Source organism: Variovorax jilinensis (assembly GCF_030316885.1).
Classification (GTDB): domain Bacteria; phylum Pseudomonadota; class Gammaproteobacteria; order Burkholderiales; family Burkholderiaceae_C; genus Variovorax; species Variovorax jilinensis.
This window is the reverse complement of the sequence record NZ_JASZYQ010000011.1, coordinates 36,884-54,912: the sequence shown is the minus strand read 5'-3', so window position 1 is coordinate 54,912 and position 18,029 is coordinate 36,884. Positions and strand designations below refer to the sequence as shown.

At 70.2% G+C, this 18,029-nt stretch carries 17 protein-coding genes; 4 read left to right on the top strand and 13 right to left on the bottom strand.

What is annotated here, in order from left to right:
* Window positions 1-10 precede the first annotated feature (10 nt).
* The 13 genes from QTH87_RS24980 to atzF form a co-directional block, all read right to left on the bottom strand.
* The gene (locus QTH87_RS24980; protein WP_286612989.1) at window positions 11-676 is read right to left on the bottom strand and encodes a cysteine hydrolase family protein; all 666 of its coding nucleotides are present in this window, start codon (window positions 674-676) and stop codon (window positions 11-13) included.
* On the bottom strand, window positions 666-2,273 hold the full coding sequence (locus QTH87_RS24975; protein WP_286612987.1) for an ABC transporter ATP-binding protein: 1,608 nt from the start codon (window positions 2,271-2,273) through the stop codon (window positions 666-668). The genes QTH87_RS24980 and QTH87_RS24975 overlap by 11 nt, the downstream gene beginning before the upstream one ends.
* A complete protein-coding gene (gene biuH, locus QTH87_RS24970; RefSeq protein ID WP_286612986.1) occupies window positions 2,270-2,986 on the bottom strand; it encodes a biuret amidohydrolase in 717 nt (238 codons plus the stop codon). The genes QTH87_RS24975 and biuH overlap by 4 nt, the downstream gene beginning before the upstream one ends.
* 17 nt (window positions 2,987-3,003) lie before the next feature.
* On the bottom strand, window positions 3,004-3,924 hold the full coding sequence (locus tag QTH87_RS24965) for an ABC transporter permease (protein WP_286612984.1): 921 nt from the start codon (window positions 3,922-3,924) through the stop codon (window positions 3,004-3,006).
* On the bottom strand, window positions 3,921-5,021 hold the full coding sequence (locus QTH87_RS24960) for an ABC transporter permease (protein WP_286612982.1): 1,101 nt from the start codon (window positions 5,019-5,021) through the stop codon (window positions 3,921-3,923). Before QTH87_RS24960 ends, QTH87_RS24965 begins: the two co-directional genes overlap by 4 nt.
* 28 nt (window positions 5,022-5,049) lie before the next feature.
* Window positions 5,050-6,165 carry a BMP family ABC transporter substrate-binding protein gene (locus tag QTH87_RS24955; protein ID WP_286612980.1) on the bottom strand — a complete coding sequence of 372 codons (1,116 nt, stop codon included), beginning with the start codon at window positions 6,163-6,165 and terminating at the stop codon, window positions 5,050-5,052.
* 124 nt (window positions 6,166-6,289) lie between these two features.
* The gene (hpxZ, locus tag QTH87_RS24950) at window positions 6,290-6,664 is read right to left on the bottom strand and encodes an oxalurate catabolism protein HpxZ (RefSeq protein WP_286613048.1); all 375 of its coding nucleotides are present in this window, start codon (window positions 6,662-6,664) and stop codon (window positions 6,290-6,292) included.
* 19 nt (window positions 6,665-6,683) lie between these two features.
* Complete coding sequence (locus tag QTH87_RS24945) at window positions 6,684-8,105, bottom strand: AtzE family amidohydrolase (protein ID WP_286613046.1); 1,422 nt, start codon at window positions 8,103-8,105, stop codon at window positions 6,684-6,686.
* A complete protein-coding gene (locus QTH87_RS24940) occupies window positions 8,105-8,317 on the bottom strand; it encodes a DUF4089 domain-containing protein (RefSeq protein WP_286612979.1) in 213 nt (70 codons plus the stop codon). The genes QTH87_RS24945 and QTH87_RS24940 overlap by 1 nt, the downstream gene beginning before the upstream one ends.
* Complete coding sequence (locus QTH87_RS24935; RefSeq protein WP_286612977.1) at window positions 8,314-9,147, bottom strand: ABC transporter ATP-binding protein; 834 nt, start codon at window positions 9,145-9,147, stop codon at window positions 8,314-8,316. The genes QTH87_RS24940 and QTH87_RS24935 overlap by 4 nt, the downstream gene beginning before the upstream one ends.
* Window positions 9,144-9,971 carry an ABC transporter permease gene (locus QTH87_RS24930; RefSeq protein WP_286612975.1) on the bottom strand — a complete coding sequence of 276 codons (828 nt, stop codon included), beginning with the start codon at window positions 9,969-9,971 and terminating at the stop codon, window positions 9,144-9,146. Before QTH87_RS24930 ends, QTH87_RS24935 begins: the two co-directional genes overlap by 4 nt.
* 4 nt (window positions 9,972-9,975) lie before the next feature.
* Entirely contained in the window at window positions 9,976-10,992 is a 1,017-nt protein-coding gene (locus tag QTH87_RS24925; protein ID WP_286612973.1) for an ABC transporter substrate-binding protein, read from the bottom strand.
* 45 nt (window positions 10,993-11,037) lie between these two features.
* The gene (gene atzF / locus QTH87_RS24920; RefSeq protein ID WP_444812841.1) at window positions 11,038-12,765 is read right to left on the bottom strand and encodes an allophanate hydrolase; all 1,728 of its coding nucleotides are present in this window, start codon (window positions 12,763-12,765) and stop codon (window positions 11,038-11,040) included.
* A gap of 109 nt (window positions 12,766-12,874) precedes the next feature.
* Between atzF and QTH87_RS24915 the strand changes: the two genes are divergently transcribed.
* The 4 genes from QTH87_RS24915 (at window position 12,875) to QTH87_RS24900 (ending at window position 18,015) form a co-directional block, all read left to right on the top strand.
* Entirely contained in the window at window positions 12,875-14,224 is a 1,350-nt protein-coding gene (locus QTH87_RS24915; protein WP_286612972.1) for an AmpG family muropeptide MFS transporter, read from the top strand.
* Window positions 14,225-14,354: 130 nt separating this feature from the next.
* Window positions 14,355-15,548: a beta-ketoacyl-[acyl-carrier-protein] synthase family protein gene (locus QTH87_RS24910; RefSeq protein ID WP_286612971.1), complete on the top strand. Its 1,194-nt coding sequence runs from the start codon at window positions 14,355-14,357 to the stop codon at window positions 15,546-15,548.
* On the top strand, window positions 15,545-16,387 hold the full coding sequence (locus QTH87_RS24905) for a beta-ketoacyl synthase chain length factor (protein WP_286612969.1): 843 nt from the start codon (window positions 15,545-15,547) through the stop codon (window positions 16,385-16,387). The genes QTH87_RS24910 and QTH87_RS24905 overlap by 4 nt, the downstream gene beginning before the upstream one ends.
* A 5-nt stretch (window positions 16,388-16,392) precedes the next feature.
* Window positions 16,393-18,015 (top strand): NAD(P)/FAD-dependent oxidoreductase, encoded by a 1,623-nt coding sequence (locus tag QTH87_RS24900; RefSeq protein WP_286612968.1) that lies wholly within the window; start codon window positions 16,393-16,395, stop codon window positions 18,013-18,015.
* Window positions 18,016-18,029: the final 14 nt, after the last annotated feature.

The window sequence follows — 18,029 nt, the reverse complement described above, 5'->3', positions numbered from 1 at the left end:
TGCTTGCCGCTCAAGGGTGGCCGAGCGCCGCCAGCAGCGTCGTGCTCGGAGCGGTCCAGCCCACGATCCCGCCCTGGGCCCGGATCATCTCGACCGCCGCGGCCTTGAAGGCCGGGAAGTAGCTCTCGGTGCAGTCCTCCAGCAGCAGGCACTCGTAGCCGCGGTCGTTGGCCTCGCGCATGCTGGTCTGCACGCAGACCTCGGTCGTGACGCCGCCGAACAGCAGGTGGGTGATGCCGCGGCGCTTCAGCATCTCGTGCAGGCCGGTCGCATAGAAGGCGCCCTTGCCGGGCTTGTCGACCACGATCTCGCCCTCGACCGGCGCCAGCGCATCGATGATCTGGTTGCCCGGCTCGCCGATCACGAGGATGCGGCCCATCGGGCCGACGTCGCCGATGCGCAGGCTGGGGTTGCCGCGGTTGCGCTTGGCGGGCGGGCAATCCGACAGGTCGGGCTTGTGGGCCTCGCGCGTGTGGACCACGAGTCCGCCGGCCTGGCGCCAGCCCTCGAGCATGCGCTGCGTGGCCGGCACGATGGCCTCGAGCAGCGCGACGTCGTTGCCCAGCGTCTCGCCGAAGCCGCCCGGCTCGATGAAGTCACGCTGCATGTCGATGAGGACCAGCGCCGTCCGCGCGATGTCGAATTCGTAGGCGAAAGGCAGCGCTTCAATGTTCATGATGATCTCCACCCCCCATGTGCGCCCCCAGCACGTGCCGCTCCGCCGTGGCCGCGTCGGTCTCGTAGACCACGCGGCCTTCGCTCATCACGACGATGCGATCGGCCAGCTCGAGCAGCTCGTCGAGGTCTTCGCTGATCAACAGCACCGCGCCGCCGCGCGCGCGCACCTGCACGATGCGGCCGTGGATCTCGGCCACGGCCGCGAAGTCCAGGCCGAACACCGGGTTGGCCGCGATCAGCACGTTGATGTCGCCCGCCAGCTCGCGCGCCAGCACCGCGCGCTGCACGTTGCCGCCCGAGAGGCTGCGGATCGGCGCGCCCTCGCCCTGGGTCTTGACGCCGTACTCGGCAATCCATTCGCGGGCCCGGCTGCGCCAGAGCCCGAAGTTGAGCAGGCCGACGCCGAGCGCGGGCCAGGCCAGCGGCGGCTGGTCGAAGTCGCGCAGCGCCATGTTCTCGGCCACGCTGAGATCGCCCACGCAGGCGTTGCGCAGCGGCTCCTCGGGCAGGCTGCGCACCTTGAGGCGGCGGTTCTCGTCGCGCCGGGCCTCGTAGGCCTCGCCCATGACCGACACCCGGCCCGAGACGCGCGGCCGCTGGCCGACCAGCGCCTCCACCAGCTCGCGCTGGCCGTTGCCCGACACGCCCGCGACGCCGAGAATCTCGCCCGCGCGCACCGCGAGGCTGAGGTCGTGCACCGCCAGCGTGCCGCGGTCGCCCTGGGCCTGCAGGCGGTCCACCAGCAGCGCGATCGGCGCATTGGGTGCCACCGGCTGCAGCGCATGCAGCGCGCGGCCCGCCGGGGCCTCCACATCGCCCTCGGCCGGTGGGGGCGCATCGCCTTCGCCCATCATGGCCGCCGCCAGGCGCTGCGGATTGGTGTCCGCGACTTGGCAGTGATGCACCGCCTTGCCGCGCCGCAGCACCGTCACGCTGTCGGCGTAGGCCATCACCTCGCGGAACTTGTGCGTGATGATCAGCACCGTGCACATGCCGCTCTTGGCGAAGTCGCGGACATGGCCCAGCACCTCGTCGGCCTCCTGCGGCGTCAGCACCGAGGTCGGCTCGTCGAGGATCAGCAGCCGCGGCCTCAGGTAGAGCTGCTTGAGCAGCTCGAGCTTCTGCTTCTCGCCGGCCGCGAGTTCCGAGGGCCGGGCATCGAGATCGAGCCTGAAGGGCGTGGTCGCGAGGAAATCCTCGAGCTCCGCCCGCTTGTGCTTCCAGTCGATCAGCGCGGGCGTCTTGCCGCCGGCCAGGAGCAGGTTCTCGGCCACCGTCATGCCGGGCGCGAGCGTGAAGTGCTGGTAGACCATGCCGATGCCGAGCGCGCGCGCCACCACCGGGTTGGTGATGTCCTGCTCGCGGCCATCGATCAGGATGCTGCCCTCCTCGGCCCGCTGGAAGCCCGCCACGCACTTCACCAGCGTGCTCTTGCCGGCGCCGTTCTCGCCCAGCAGCGCATGCACCGTGCCGGGGGCCACGTGCATCGTGACGCGGTCCATTGCCGTGAAGGCGCCGAAGCGCTTGGTCAGCTCGAAGGTGTCGAGCGCGAGCGCGCCGCTGGCGGCAGGGGCGGGATGAACGGGGGCGATCATCGGGCGTTCCGTTCGTGGACCCGGGCGGCCGCCGGCAGGGCCTCGAGCAGCGCGGCCGAGGTCGCGTGGGCGCCGAACACGCCGCCCTGCATCGTGATCATCTTGAGCGCCGCCAGGTGGTTGCCGTGGTCGGTGGCGGCCGTGCAGTCCGACAGCAGCAGGCATTCGAAGCCGCGGTCGTTGGCGTCGCGCATCGTCGTGTGGACGCAGACGTCGGTCGTGATGCCGGCCAGGATCAGGTTCTGAATGCCGCGCGTGCGCAGCACCAGTTCCAGATCGGTGGCGTAGAACGAGCCCTTGCCTGGCTTGTCGATGACGACTTCGCCGGCCAGCGGCGCCAGCGCCGGGATGATCTCCCAGCCCGGTTCGCCGCGCACCAGGATGCGCCCGCAGGGGCCGTCGTCGCCGATGCCGACGTTGTTGGCGCCGATCTGGCGCGACCGCCAGCGCTTGTTGGCGGGCAGGTCGGCGAGGTCCGGGCGATGCCCCTCGCGCGTGTGGATGATCGTGAAGCCGAGAGGCCGCAGCCGCGCCAGCGTGCGCGCGATCGGCTCGATCGGCGCCTGTACCAGCGTGAGGTCGTAGCCCATCACGTCGACGTAGCCGCCCTTGCCGCAGAAGTCGGTCTGCATGTCGATCACGATCAGCGCCGTGTTGTCGGGCCGCAGGTCGCCGTTCCAGGGCCAGGCATAGGGTTGGGCGTCGACGTTCATCGCCAGGGCTTTCGTTGTCAGCGGGTGGAGGAAAGTTCGCCCGGGCTGCCGATCGCGACGCTGCCCGGCTTGCAGGTCAGCACCAGGATCACCAGCGTGAGCAGGTAGGGCACGGTGTTGAAGAGGTGGTAGCCCCAGCCGACCCCGATCGACTGCAGCGCCGGGCCGATCGCGCCGGCACCGCCGAACAGCAGCGCCGCACCGATGCAGCGCAGCGGGCTCCAGCGCGCGAAGATCACGAGCGCGACCGCGATCAGGCCCTGGCCGCTCGAGATGCCCTCGTTCCAGCTGCCGGGATAGAACAGCGTGAGCGAGGCGCCGCCGAGCCCGGCGATGAAGCCGCCCGCGGTGGTGGCCGCGATGCGCAGGCCCGCCACCGAGTAGCCGAGCGCGCGCGTCGCATTGGCCGAGTCGCCGGCCATGCGCACCAGGAGGCCGGCGCGCGTGCGCGCGAAGCCCCACCACATGAACAGCGCCAGCACGATGCCGATCGGCACCAGTGCATTGACCTGCAGCGCCGAACGGATCACCGGGTTGTCGCTCCAGTCGCCCAGCGGAATCGCCGGCAGCTGCGGCGCCTGCGGCTGGATCAGCGGCTTGCCGAGATAGAAGGCCAGGCCGGTTCCGAACAGCATCAGCGCGATGCCGGTCGCGACGTCGTTGACGCGGTCGAGCGAACACAGCAGGCCGTGCAGCAGCGCCAGCAGTGCGCCCGCGCAGGCACCGATCAGCACGCCCAGCCAGGGCGAGCCCGTGAGGTACGAGCCGCCGAAGGAGGCCATGGCCGACAGCACCAGCACGCCCTCGAGCCCGAGATTGATGCGGCCCGACTTCTCGGTCAGGCACTCGCCGAGACTCACGAACAGGAAGGGCGCACCGACCCGCAGGGCCCCGCCCACGATGCCCGCGACGAGGGCGATCCACTGGTCGGTGGTCATGATGCGGCCTCCTTGGCCAAGGGTGCCGCGACCGCGGGCGTGGTGGATGCGCTGCCCGGCCCGCGGTTCCTGAACAAGGCGGCCCAGTCGACCATGCGCAAGCCTTCGCTCGCGAGGATCAGCACGAAGGCCAGGCCCTGCAGCACCAGCACGGAGGCATCTGGCAGGCCGAGCCGGCGCTGCAACAGGCTGCCGGCGGCGCCGAAGCCGCCGAACAGGATCGCCACCGGGATGATCGCCACCGGGTTGTGGCGCGCGATGAAGGCCACCAGAATGCCCGCGTAGCCATAGCCCGTGATCAGCGAGGCGTTGGCGTTGGTATGCACCGCCGCCACCTCGACCGCGCCGGCCACGCCCGCGAAGCCGCCGCCGATGCCGCAGGCTGCCAGGATCAGCCGGTTGGCCGGCAGCCCGACCAGCTGCGCGGTGCGCGGGTTGCCGCCCACCACGCGCACCGAGAAGCCCGAGGCGGTGTTGCGCAGCCACAGCCCCGAGACCACGCAGGCGACGATGCCGATCACCAGGCCCCAGTGGATGTCCGAGCCGCCGATGCCGCCGATGCCCAGGCCATCGACGATCGAGCGCGTGGAAGGCTTGTTGAGGCTGGCCGGGTCGCGCAGCGGGCCTTCGACCAGGTGCTTGAAGAGGCCGATCGCGACATAGGCCAGCAGCAGGCTGCTGATGGTCTCGTTGATGCCGCGGTACTGGCGCAGCCAGCCCGCGAGCATGATCCAGAGCCCGCCCGCAACTGCGCCCGCGACGCAGAGCCCGAAGGTGCCGACGATGTTGGCCGGCAGCGGCAGCGCATAGGGCAGCGCGGCGGCGGCCAGGCCGCCGAGCACCAGCGCGCCCTCGCCACCGATGATCACCAGGCCGGCGCGCGCGGGGATCGCGACGCACAGCGCCGTGAGCATCAGCGGTGCGGCGCGCTGCAGCGTGTTCTGCCACGAGAACCAGTCGCCGAAGGCGCCCTCGAAGAGGATCACCCAGACCTCGACCGGGCTCACGCCGGCGAACCAGACGAAGATCCCGAAGAGAAGCAGCGCCGCCGCGATGGCGAACACCGGCAGTGCGATCTCTTTCAATGCGTGGCGCATCGTCGGCTCGCTCGGTGTGTGGCGGCGGTCAGCCGATCGAGCCGACGACGCCCTCGACCAGGTAGTTCATCTTCTCGAGCTCGAGGTCGGTCTGCTTGAGCGACTTGCCGGCCGGGATGACGACCGCGCCCTTGTTGTCCTTCTGGCCGCCCTTGAAGATGTCGAAGCCGCCCGCGATCATCTTGGCCTTGATCTCGTCGGCGTTCTTCTTGGCGACGTCGGTGACCATCGGGCCGTACGGCGACATCTTCACGTACTCCTCCTTGAGGCCGCCGCGCAGGAAGTTGGGATGCGGCTTGCCGGCCTGGGCGGCATCGACGATGGTCTTGTAGGGCGTGATCCAGTTCCATTCCGCGCCCGTGAGGTACGCGTTCGGCGCCAGCTTGGCCTGGCTCGCGTGGTAGCCGCAGACCATCTTGCCGCGCTTGGCCGCGGTCTCGACGATCACCTTCGGGCCGTCCACGTGCATCGTGAAGACGTCGCAGCCCTGGTCGGCCAGGCTGTTGGTGGCCTCGGCCTCCTTCACGGCCATCGACCAGTCGCCCGTGAAGATCACGCTGCAGGTGATGCCGGGCTTGACCGAGCGCGCGCCGAGCGTGAAGGCATTGATGTTGCGCAGCACCTGCGGGATCGGCTTGGCCGCGATGAAGGCGATCTTGTTGCTCTTCGTCATGTGGCCCGCGATCACGCCGTTGAGGAACTGGCATTCGTCGATGTAGCCGAAGAAGCTGCCGACGTTCTTCGGATGCTTGCCGTCGGTCCACATGCCTCCGCAGTGCGAGAAGCGCACGTCGGGGTACTTCGCGGCCTGCGCGAGGATGTGCGGATCGAAGTAGCCGAAGGAGGTCGGGAACAGCAGCGAGGCGCCGTCCTGCTGGATCATCCCGGTCATGGTCTTCTGCACCGCGGCGGTCTCGGGCACGTTCTCTTCCTCGACCACCTTGATGCCGGGCATCTTCTTGAGCAGGGCCGCGGCCGCGGCATGCGACTGGTTGTAGCCGTAGTCGTCGCGCGGGCCGACGTAGATCACGCCGACGGTCAGCGCCTTCTGCGCCTGCGCGAGGGCGCTCCATCCGCCGAGCGAGCCGGCGGCGGCCATCGCGGCCAGGGTCTTGAGTGATTCGCGACGATTGAACTGGCTCATGAGGCGGCTCCAGAAAATGAAGTTGAGATCGGCGACCCAAGCGCGTCCTGCCTTGGATACAAGATGGTGTGCATAAACCGTACCAGCGCGAATGGCCCTGAAACAGCCGGAAAGCCGGCGGAAATCAGCCCAGCAGGCTCACGTGGGCGGCCACCACGCGCCAGCCTTGTGCGGTGCGCATCCAGGTCTGGCTCTGGCGCCCCGTCCTTGTGCTTCCCTCGCGCCGGAACTCGAGGTTGGCGGTGGCGAAGTCGCGGCCATAGCTGGTGATGACGGTGCGCAGCACCTCGCGCGCCAGCCCCTGCGAGGGCCGTGCGGCGCGGAAGGCCTGGATCTCGTCGTAGCCGTAGAGGTTCTCGGTGGCGCCGTAGCGCAGCGTGTGCGGGCTCTGCCAGAACAGTTCGTCGAGCACCTCGACCTTGTTGTGGACCAGCGCATCCTCGTAGCGCTCGCAGGCGGCAATGACTTCGGCAATCACCTCGGGCAGGTTCACGGGCATGTCCATCGCTTCGTCCTCCTCAGAGCGCGGCCACGCGCGAATGCACGGCGCCGGCCGATTCGAGCGCTGCGGCGACGCGCAGCACCAGGTCCTCGCGCCAGGGGGCGCCGATCACCTGGACGCCGATCGGCAGCGCCGGATGCGCGCCCCACACGGGCACCGCGCACACCGGCAGTCCGATGCACGAGATGGGTTGCGTCAACAGGCCCATGGTCGGGCGCACTGGCAGCCGGTGGCCGTTGATCTCGAACCACTCGGTGCCGATGGGGGTCGCGGCACACGGGGTGGCGGCCGCGAGCAGGATGTCGAAGCGCTCGAACACGCGCGCCACCTGCTCGGCATAGAGACGGCGTACGCGCTGCGCACGCGCCACCCAGACCGCGGGAAGCAGCGCACCGGCCAAGAAGCGGTCGCGCGAGAGCGGCTCGAAGTCCTGGGCGCGGCGGCGAAGGTCGGGCAGGTGCAGCGCCGCACCCTCCGAATTGGTGATCAGGAAGGCCGCGGCGCGCCCGGCCTCGACCATCGGCAGCTCGACCGTCTGACTGGCGCCGAGCGCCTGCGCCACCGCGTCGACCGCGGTCAGGGCCTCGGGCTGCGCGTGCTGCCGGAAGTAGCCGCCCAGGATGCCGATGCGCAGGCCCTGCGCCCCGCGCACGAGCGTCGGCACGACCGGCTCCGCCGCGCGCTGGGCGCAGCCCGGGTCCTTGGGACCGTAGCCCTCGGGGCCCTGCATCGCGTCGTAGGCCAGCGCCAGGTCGCGCGCCGAGCGCGCGAACGGCCCCAGGTGGTCGAGGCTCGAGACGAAGGGATAGCTGCCGGTGCGCGGCAGCCGGCCGAAGGTCGGCTTGAGGCCGAACACGCCGCAGAGCGACGAGGGCACGCGGATCGAGCCGTTGGTGTCGGAGCCCAGCGTGAGCGGAACCTGGCCGGCGGCCACCGCGGCGCTCGAGCCGCCCGAGGAGCCGCCCGCGATGCGCCCGAGGTCGTGCGGGTTGTGCACCGGGCCTTCGTGGCTGTTCTCGTTCGTGAAGCCGTAGGCGTACTCGTCCATGTTGAGCGCGCCGACCAGCACCGCGCCGGCGCTCTCGAGCCGCTTGACGAGCGCCGCGTCGCCGCGGGCGGGCAGGCTCTCGCGCTCGATCTTCGAGCCCGCGAGCGTCTGCAGGCCCGCGATGTCGAACAGGTTCTTGACCGCGAAGGGCACCCCGAGCAACGGCAAGTCGCGCGTCTGCGCCGCCTTGTCGGACACCAGCGAGGCATCGACCTGCGCGGCGCGGCGCAGCGCGCGCTCGCGCACCACGTCGGTGAAGGCGTTCACCCTGGCGTTGGTGGCGTCGATGCGGTCCAGGCTCGCCTGCACCAGCGACATGGCGCTGGTGCTGCCCGCGCGCACCGCCTCGGCCATCGCGAAGCCGTCCTGGCGCAGCAGTTCGGCCGGCATCATCGCGTCTTCTCCGGCGGCGACACCGGCGCGAAGCTCAGGGCCGGCTCGTCGTGCGGCTGCAGCGGCACGGCTTCGACCAGCGCCGCGAACTCGGCCGCCAGGCCGAAGTAGCGCAGCACGCCGGCTCGGTGATCGGCGCGCAGCCTGAGGTCGAGCGCCGTGGCCGCGGCGTCGACATAGGCCTCGACCTGCGCTGCGGTCATCGTCATCTGCGCACCTCGCGCTGGAAGATCTCGAGGCTCAGCTTCTTCATCGCGACGAAGCTCGCCGAGCTCAGCGTCTCGAGCGTGCGCGGCCGCGCATCCGTGTACGAGAGGATCTCGGCCACCTTGGTCGGCCGCTTGGTCAGCAGCAGCACCTGATCGGCCAGGTAGACCGCCTCCTCGAGGTCGTGCGAGACCAGCAGCATGGTGGTGCCGGTCTGCATGAACACCTCCTGCAGCTTCTCGCGGATGAAGAGGGTCATCTCGAAGTCGAGCGCCGAGAAGGGTTCGTCGAGGAACAGCACCTCGGGGTTCGGCGCCAGCGCGCGCATGATCGAGGCCGTCTGCTGCTGGCCGCCCGAGAGCTCGTAGGGATAGCGGTTCAGGTCGAACTTGACGTCGAAGGAAGCCACCAGCTCGGCCATGCGGCGGTCGACCTCGGCCTTGGACCGGCCCTCGAGCTTGAGCGGGTAGGCGATGTTGTCGATGGTGCGCATCCACGGGAACATCGCCTCGCGGTAGTTCTGGAACACGTAGCCGATCTTGGTGTCCTTGAGCGACTTGCCATCGAACAGGATCTCGCCCGAATCGATCGGCACCAGGCCCGCGATCATGTTGATCAGGGTCGACTTGCCGCAGCCGTTGGGACCGAACACCGAGACGATCGCGCCCTTCGGGATGTCGAGGTCGAAGTTCTCGTAGAGCGGCCAGCCCGCGAAGTACTTGGTCAGGCCCCGGATCGTGATGTGGGTGCCGGCCGGGCCGGGCTTGAACACGGGCTTCGGCACATCGGCATAGACCGGGCCGTTGACGACGTTCTCGACGGTGGCTCTCATCTTCCGCTCCAGTGCACGATGCGGCGCTCGGCCACGAGGAAAAGGATGTTCAGCAGGTAGCCCAGCGCGCCCGCCGCGAGGATGGCGGCATACATGTCCTTGACGTTCATCACCTGCTGCGCATCGATGATGCGATGGCCCAGGCCGGCATCCGAGCCGATGAACATCTCGGCGACGATCACGATCACCAGCGCCATCGAGACCGCAGAGCGCAGGCCCACGAAGCTCGGCTGCAGGCTCTCCCACACCAGCACGTCGCGGAAGGTCTGCCAGCGCGAGGCTCCCATCACCTTGGCGGCCATCACCCGCTGCTTGCGCGCGTTGATGACGCCGTAGGCGCTGTTGAAGACCACGATCAGCAAGGCGCCGAAGGCCGCGATCGCGACCTTGTTGATGTCCGAGACGCCGAAGATCATGAGGAACAGCGGGATCAGCGCCGAAGATGGCGTCGAGCGGAAGAAGTCGATCAGGAACTCCACGCTGCGGTAGGCGCGCTCGTTGCTCCCGAGCAGGACGCCGAGCGGCACGCCGACCACCGCGGCGATCACGAAGGCCTGCAGCGTGCGCCAGACGGTCATCAGGAAATCCGTCATCAGGGCGCCGCCCGACAGGCCCGAGAACAGCGCCCCCAGCGTGGCCCACGGCGACGGCAGCAGGATGGCCTTGATGAGGCCGAAGCGCACCACCAGGTCCCAGACGATGAACAGCACCACCGGGCCGATCAGCGGCAGGTACTTGAGCCAGGGCGCCTCGCGCGGCGGCGCCGAGGCGGCCGCGTTGGCAGCGGGGGGAGACCAGGGAACGGAAGAGGCCGGTGTGCTCATGACGCTATCCCTTGTAGAGCATCGTGTCGACCTTCAGCGGGGTCGAGAAGATGCCTTTTTCAGCGAACAGATCGAAGAACTTCTGGAAGTACGCCACGTCCTGCGGCGTGAACTCCGTGTACATCGTGTAGGCCGCCAGCGGTACCTCGCCGGTCAGCGGGCCCTCGATGGCCGTGTAGCCCTTGAGGAACTTGCGCGCCTCGTCGGGCTTCTCGCGCACCAGCTTCACGCCCTGGCCGTAGGCGGCGATGAATTTCTTCGCTGCCTCCGGGTCCTTCTTGATGATCGCGGAGGTCAGCGAGGCCGAGCCGCCGAACCATGGCGCCATCGGGTCGCCGAGCACGTACCTGGCGATCACGCCGGCTTCGAGCACGCGCGTGCTGCCGTTGAGCCGGCCGATGGTGCCGGTCGGCTCCAGCGTGTAGCAGCCGTCGATCTGGCCGGCCGCGAGCGAGGCGACATGCTGGCCGATCGGCAGCTCGACCACCGTGGCGCCGGTCGCGCCGGCCCGCTCGAGCACGGTCTTGGCGAGCGTCACGTTCTGGATGCCGGGTCCCGAGCCCACGCGCTTGCCCTTCAGGTCCGCGATCGTCTTGGCCGTGCTCGCGGCCGGCACCAGGATCTCGTCGAGCACGTTCTTCACGTTGCTCGGGTTGGAGCAGAAGATCTTGAAGCTGCCCGGCTGCGCGATCTCGCCGATCGCGATGTTTGCCGAGCCGACGCCGTTCGCCGTTCCGTCGCAGCGATCGGCCAGCACGGCTTCCATCACCTGCTGCGCACCGGCGTAGCGCTGGACCTCGACATCCAGGCCCGCAGCCTTGAAGTAGCCGAGCTCGACCGCCGCATAGAACGGCAGACCGGCCGCGATCGGCCAGTAGCCCATGCGGATCTTCGGCGTGCCCTGGGCCCGCACGATGGCCGGTGCGGCGAGCACCGCGAGACCGGCCGCGCCGGCCTGCAGCAGTTGTCGCCTGGAAGCCCCGGCGGCGGGAGGGAGGGTTTTTCGGTGATCGAGGGCCATGGTTACTCCGGGAGGTTCGAGGGGTGAGAGGTCTTCTGAAAGGGATCAGGCGGGCGCGGGTGCGGTGCGCTGTGCCATGTAGGCGCGCCAGCCGCCCAGCGAAGTGATGTCGTCGGCGCCGTCCAACGCGAGCGATTCGCACAGGAAGCCCTGGACGCTGCGGCCGCCCGCCAGTGCCAGCGTGCCGATGCCCAGCGGCGCCGGGATCAGGGCGACGAAGCTGCCGTAGTGGGCGAGCGGCATCTCCCAGATCTCGACCGCGATCGCGGCGCCCTCTCCCGGCGCGACGCGCGCCAGCCCGGGCTTGGGCGGCACCGTTCCGGGCAGCGCATAGAGCCGGTAGTCGGCCGCGGTGTGTGTGGCTTCGACGAGTCGGGCGCCGCGCTCGGTCAGCTGCCCGTTGAGCGGCATGCCGGAGAGATGGGCGCCGACCACCGCCACGCGCACCGTCGGCACCGGCGCGATCTGGGGCAGCGTCTCCGGCGGCGGCAACGGCTGGCCGGTGGCGCCGAGCGCGAGTCCGGTGGCGTGATGAAAGCGCTGGCCCAGTTCGGCCAGCTGGAAGTCGCTGCCGGCGCGGCCGATCAACGTGATGCCGAAAGGCAGGCCGTCCTCGCGCAGGCAGGCCGGCACCGAGATCGCGGCGTAGTCGAGCAGGTTGACGAAGTTCGTGTATTCGCCGAGGTTGCGGTTGAGCGCCACCGGGTCGGCCTGCATGGCCGCGATCGTGTAGTGGGCCGGCGCGGTGGGCACCAGCAGCACGTCGATGTCGGCCCAGATCGCGGCGGCGCGCTGGCCCAGCGCCTGCAGCTTGACGCGCGCGTCGACGAAGTCGGCCGCACCGTAGCCGCGGCCCTGCGCCAGGATGCCGCGCACCGGCTCGATCACCTCGGAATCGTGGCCGTCGAAGAAGTCGCGCACCGCGGCATAGCGTTCGGCCACCAGCGCGCTGTCGTAGAGCAGGGCCGCCGCCTCGGACAGCGGCGAATAGTCGATCTCGACCGGACTGCCGCCGAGTGCGCGCAACTGCGCGAGCGAGCGCTCGAAGGCCGCCTCGGCCTGCGTGTCGCCGAAGAAGCGAAGCCGCGAGGGAACTCCGAAGCGGAACTGCGCCGGCAGCGGCCGGGTCTCGAGCTCCAGGCTGCGCGCGAACGGGTCCTCGGGATCGAAGCCGATCGCGGCCTGCAGCACGCGCGCCGCCACCGCCACGGTGCGCGCGAAGATCGAGACGCAGTCCACGCTCTGCGCCGCCGGCACCACGCCGCGGGCGCTGATCAGGCCGCGCGTGGGCTTGATGCCGACGATGTTGTTGAGGCCGGCCGGCACCCGGCCCGAGCCCGCGGTGTCGGTGCCGAGCGCGAAGTCGACCTGGCCGGTCGCCACCACGTAGGCCGAGCCGGAACTCGATCCGCCCGACACGTAGCGCGCGTCGAAGCTGTTGGGGACCGGGCCGTAGGGCGAGCGCGTGCCATTGAGGCCGCAGGCGAACTGGTCCAGGTTGGTCTTGCCGTGCAGCGCCGCACCGGCATCGAGCAGCCGCTGCACCACCTGGGCGTGGACGGCCGGGGTGCGCGCGAAGGCCGGGCAGGCGGCCGTGGTCGGCACGTCCGCGACGTCGATGTTGTCCTTGGCCGCGAACTGCAGGCCGGCCAGCGGCCCGCCCGCGGCGCCGGCCAGCGGCGCAGCCAGCCGCGTGATCCACGCCGCCGCAGCCGCGCCTTCGAGGAAATTGCCGGCCGGGCCCGCAGGCACGGCATCTTCATGCACCATCATCAAGCATCCTGTCTTGTGTACAAGATGTCATGCAAAGGGTGTGCCAGCCCGGTTCGCCGTTGGCCGGCCGCGGCAGCACTAATAATGCGAGCCACAACACCCGCACCGAATGTCCTCTCAACCGGCCGCCGAAGCCCCTCCCTCCCTGCCCTGGCGCGACGCGCTCAAGGTGTACTTCGAACCGGCTTCGCTGCGCATGCTGGCGCTGGGCTTCTCGGCGGGCCTGCCGCTGGTGCTGGTGCTGGGCACGCTGAGCTTTCGCCTGCGCGAGTCCGGCGTCGACCGCTCCACCATCGGCTTCCTGAGCTGGGTCGGGCTGGTCTACGGCTTCAAGTGGGTCTGGGCGCCGCTGGTCGACCGCCTGCCGGTGCCGCCCTTCACCACGCTGCTCGGTCGCCGTCGGGGCTGGCTGCTGCTGGCGCAGCTCGCGGTGATCGCGGGCATCGTCGGCATGGCCTTCAACGACCCGCGCCACGGCCTGTCGCCACTGGTCTGGTGCGCGCTGCTGACCGCCTTCGGCTCGGCCACGCAGGACATCGCGCTCGACGCCTTCCGGATCGAATCGGCCGTCGCGCGCAAGCAGGCGGCGCTCGCGGCCTCCTACCAGACCGGCTACCGGCTCGCGATGATCTGGGCCGGCGCCGGCGTGCTGTGGGTCGCGGCCTGGGCCGAGACACCGGGCCTGGCCGGCTACCAGGACGGCGCCTGGAAGACCGCCTACCTCGTGATGGCGGCCTCGATGGCGATCGGCGTCCTCACCGTGCTGCTGTCGCCCGAGCCGGCGCGGGTGGCGCTGCCGCCGGCCCGCAACGCGCGCGACTGGCTGCACAGCGTGCTGATCGAGCCGTTCGCGGACTTCATCCGCCGCTACCGCTGGCAGGCCGCGCTGATCCTCTCGCTGATCGCGATCTACCGCATCAGCGACGTGGTGATGGGGATCATGGCCAACCCCTTCTACGTCGACATGGGCTTCACCAAGGACGAGGTGGCGACCGTCAGCAAGATCTACGGCGTGATCATGACGCTGGCCGGCGCCTTCGTCGGCGGCGTGCTGTCGATGCGGCTGGGCGTGATGCGGGTGCTGATGCTCGGCGCCGTGCTGAGCGCGGCCAGCAACCTGCTGTTCGCCGGCCTGGCCACCCGCGGCCACGACCTCACCGCGCTGGTGCTGGTGGTGTCGGCCGACAACCTGGCCGGCGGCATCGCCTCGGCCGCCTTCATCGCCTACCTGTCGAGCCTGACGAACATCAGCTATTCGGCCACCCAGTACGCCCTCTTCAGCTCGCTGATGCTGCTGCTGCCCAAGTTCATTGCCGGCTATTCGGGCGTCTTCGTCGACGCCTACGGCTACCCGGCCTTCTTCATCAGCACCGCAGTGCTCGGCCTGCCGGTGCTGGTGCTGGTGGCCCTGGCGGCGCGCGGTGCCGCTCGCGCCGGGGCGGCACCCCCCAGGTCCTGAAACGACTTCGCCCCAGGTCGAGGCATTGGCCGACTTCGCCCGGACGCCGGGCTGGTAGGCTGTATCTCCCGGCAAGCCGCCAGCCCCGCCGGCGTCAGCCCATCCATTTTCTTTCCTGCCTGCGCCACCCGTGACCCCTGCACGCATTCCCCCGCTCCAGATCAGCGCCTACACCGCCACCTGCGCCCTCGGTGTCGGCAAGGCGCCGCTCGCCGATGCGCTCGCGCAGTCGCGCAGCGGCCTGCGCGCCAACGACTTCGGTGCCGCGCCCTTGCCCACGTGGATCGGCCGCGTCGACGGCCTCGAGGAAATGCAGCTGCCCGCCGAACTGGCCGGGTGGGACTGCCGCAACAACCGGCTGGCCTGGCTCGGCCTCCAGGCCGACGGCTTCCTCGAGGCGGTCGCGGCCGCGCGCGAACGCCACGGCCCAACGCGCATCGCGCTGATCCTCGGCACCTCGACATCCAGCATCGGCGAGACCGAAGCCGCCTACACGACGCTGGTCGACGGCGCCTTCGCGCCCGCGCAGCGCCGCCCGAAGGTCCACACGCCGCATTCGCTGACGATGTTCGTGCAGCAGGCGCTCGGGCTCGAGGGCCCGGCCGAGACGCTGTCCACGGCATGCTCGTCGAGCGCCAAGGTGTTCGCCTCGGCCGAGCGGCTGATCCGGCTCGGCCTGGTCGACGCGGCCGTGGTCGGCGGCGTCGACACGCTGTGCGGCAGCGTGCTCTACGGCTTCAACTCGCTGGAGCTGGTGTCGAGCGGACCCTGCCGTCCCTTCGATTCCACGCGCGACGGCATCAGCATCGGCGAGGCGGCGGGCTTCGCCCTGCTCGAGCGCGGCTGCGGCCCGCTCGAGCTGCGCGGCTACGGCGAGGCCAGCGACGCCCACCACATGTCGACGCCGCACCCCGAAGGCCTGGGCGCCGAGCGTGCGCTCGACGACGCCCTCGCACGCGCCGGCATCGAAGCGGCCGCCATCGACTACGTCAACCTGCACGGAACCGCGAGCGCCAAGAACGACGAGGTCGAGGGCGCGCTGCTGGCGCGCCGCTTCCCGCCCACTGCGCACGCGAGTTCGACCAAGGGCTTCACCGGCCACACGCTGGGCGCCGCCGGCATCCTCGAGGCCGTGATCAGCCTGCTGGCGATCGAGACCGGCCTCAAGCCCGGCACCGTCAACACCACCACGCTCGACGTCGACTGCGGCCCGCAGATCAGGCTGCAGCCGGCGCACGGTGAGGTGCGCCTCGCGCTCAGCAATTCCTTCGGCTTCGGCGGCAACAACTGCGCGCTGGTGTTCGGCAAGGGAGCCGCCGCATGACGACCGCCGCACCCGCCCGGCCGCCATCGCTCTTCATCGAGGGCCCGGCCTTCTGGTCGCCTGCGTTGCCGGGCTGGGAGATCGCAAGCGCGGTCTTTCGCGGCGAAGCCGCTCCCGCCGAGACGCCCGCCCGGCGCCCCTCGCCGCAGATGCTCGCGCCGGCCGAGCGCCGCCGCGCGCCGGACACCGTGGCGCTCGCGCTCGAGGTGGCCGCGGCCGCGGTGGCGGCCTCGGGCCGCAACGCGGCCGACCTGCCCTGCGTGTTCGCCTCGGCGCACGGCGACCTGGGCATCAACGACTACATGTGCGCCACGCTGGCGAACGACCCGCTGCTCCTGTCGCCGATCAAGTTCCACAACTCGGTGCACAACGCCGCCGTGGGCTACTGGACCATCGGCACCGGCTGCATGGCGGCCAGCAATTCGCTGACCGCCTTCGAGAGCAGCTTCGCCTCGGCACTGCTCGAGGCCGCGGCCCAGTGCGCGGCCGACCAGCGCGCGGTGCTGCTGGCGGGCTACGACATGCCGGCGGTCGGCGCGCTGGCCTCGATCACGGCCAGCCGCGAGATGCTGGCGGTGGCGCTGGTGCTGTCGCCGGTGCGCACGGCGCGCAGCCTGGCCGCGTTCGAATGGTCGCTGGCAGCCGGCGACGAGCCTCCCACGCGCGCGCGCAGCGCCGCCGCGCGTGCGCTGGAGGTCAACGCAATGGCCGACGCGCTGCCGCTGTTCGAGGCGCTGGCGCTTGGCGAGCCCACCCGGACGCTGCGACTCGCCCTGTCGCCGACGCTCGCCCTGCAACTCGAGTTGCAGCCCGCCCTGCAGCTCGAAACCGAGAGCTGATACCCATGACCGAGAGCCTGCCCCACACGCACGACGTCGTGATCATGGGCGGCGGGCTCGCGGGCCTCACGCTCGCGCTGCAGCTGCGGCGCCGCTTTGCCGACATCGACATCCTGGTGCTGGAACGACGCAGCCATCCGGTGCCGCACGCCACGCACAAGGTCGGCGAATCCTCGGTCGAGATCGGGGCCCACTACTTCGACACGGTGCTGGGTCTCGCGCCCCACATGCACGGCGCCCAGCTGCGCAAGTTCGGCTTCCGCTTCTTCTTCAGCGAAGGCCGGCGCGACATCGACCAGGTGACCGAGATCGGCGCCAGCCGTTTCCTGTCGGTGCCCAGCTACCAGATCGACCGCGGCATCTTCGAGAACTTCCTGGCCGAAGAGGCCGCGCGCCAGGGCGTGCGCTTCGTCGACGGCGCGACCGTGCGCAAGATCTCGCTGGCCGAAGACGGGCGCGGTCCGCACCGGCTCGAATGGAGCCGGGACGGCGAGAGCCACGCGCTGCAGGCACGCTGGCTGGTCGATGCCTGCGGCCGCGCCGGCATGCTCAAGCGCAAGCTCGGCCTGGCCGAGGCCAACGCCCACGACTGCAATGCCGTCTGGTTCCGCATCGGCGAACGCATCACGATCGACGACTGGTCCGACGACCCGCAGTGGCGCGCGCGCTGCGAGCCGCAGGCGCGCTGGCTGTCGACCAACCACCTGGTGGGCGCGGGCTACTGGGTCTGGCTGATCCCGCTGGCCTCGGGCTCGCACTCGGTCGGCATCGTGGCCGATCCGCGCCTGCATCCGCTCGAGAAGCTCGACAGCTTCGACAAGGCGATGGACTGGCTCCAGACCTGGCAGCCGCGCCTGCACGACGCGCTGAAGGACAAGCGCCACCTGCAGCAGGACTTCGCCTTCCTGCGCAACTTCTCGTACGGCTGCAAGCAGGTGTTCTCGGGCCAGCGCTGGGCGCTGACCGGCGAGGCCGGCCTCTTTCTCGACCCCTTCTATTCGCCGGGCAGCGACTTCATCGCGGTCGCCAACACCTACATCTGCGACCTGATCGCGCACGACCGCGCCGGCCATGCGCTCACGGCACGCGCACAGCTCTATGACCAGATCTTCCATTCCTTCTACGAAAGCACGCTCGCGCTCTACACCGACCAGTACCCGCTGTTCGGCGACCCCGAGGTGCTCCCGGTCAAGGTGATCTGGGACTACACCTACTACTGGGGCGTGCTGTCGCAGATCTTCTTCCAGCAGCGCCTGACCGACCTCGCCGTGCTCGGAAGCCTCAAGGACGAACTGCAGCACGCGCAGCAGCTCAACATCGCGGTGCAGGCCTTCTTTCGCGACTGGTCGGCGCACAGCCACCGGCGCAACCGGCCCGCGATGCTCGACCAGGCGGCGCTGCCGTGGTTCGCGGAGCTCAACCGCAGCCTGCTCGACCGGCTCGACGACGAGGCCTTCAAGGCGCGCATGCGGCGCTCGGTGGCGCAGCTCGCCACACTGGCCGAAGAGATCCTGACCCGCGCGCGCGCCGACCACCCCGGCCTGGACGGCGGCGCGCTGGGCGCCTTGCTGGCCCGCTCGCCACGCGCGCCGCTCGGCGCCGAAGCCCTGCTGTTCGCCGTCGAATGAATCCGGCGGTGCCG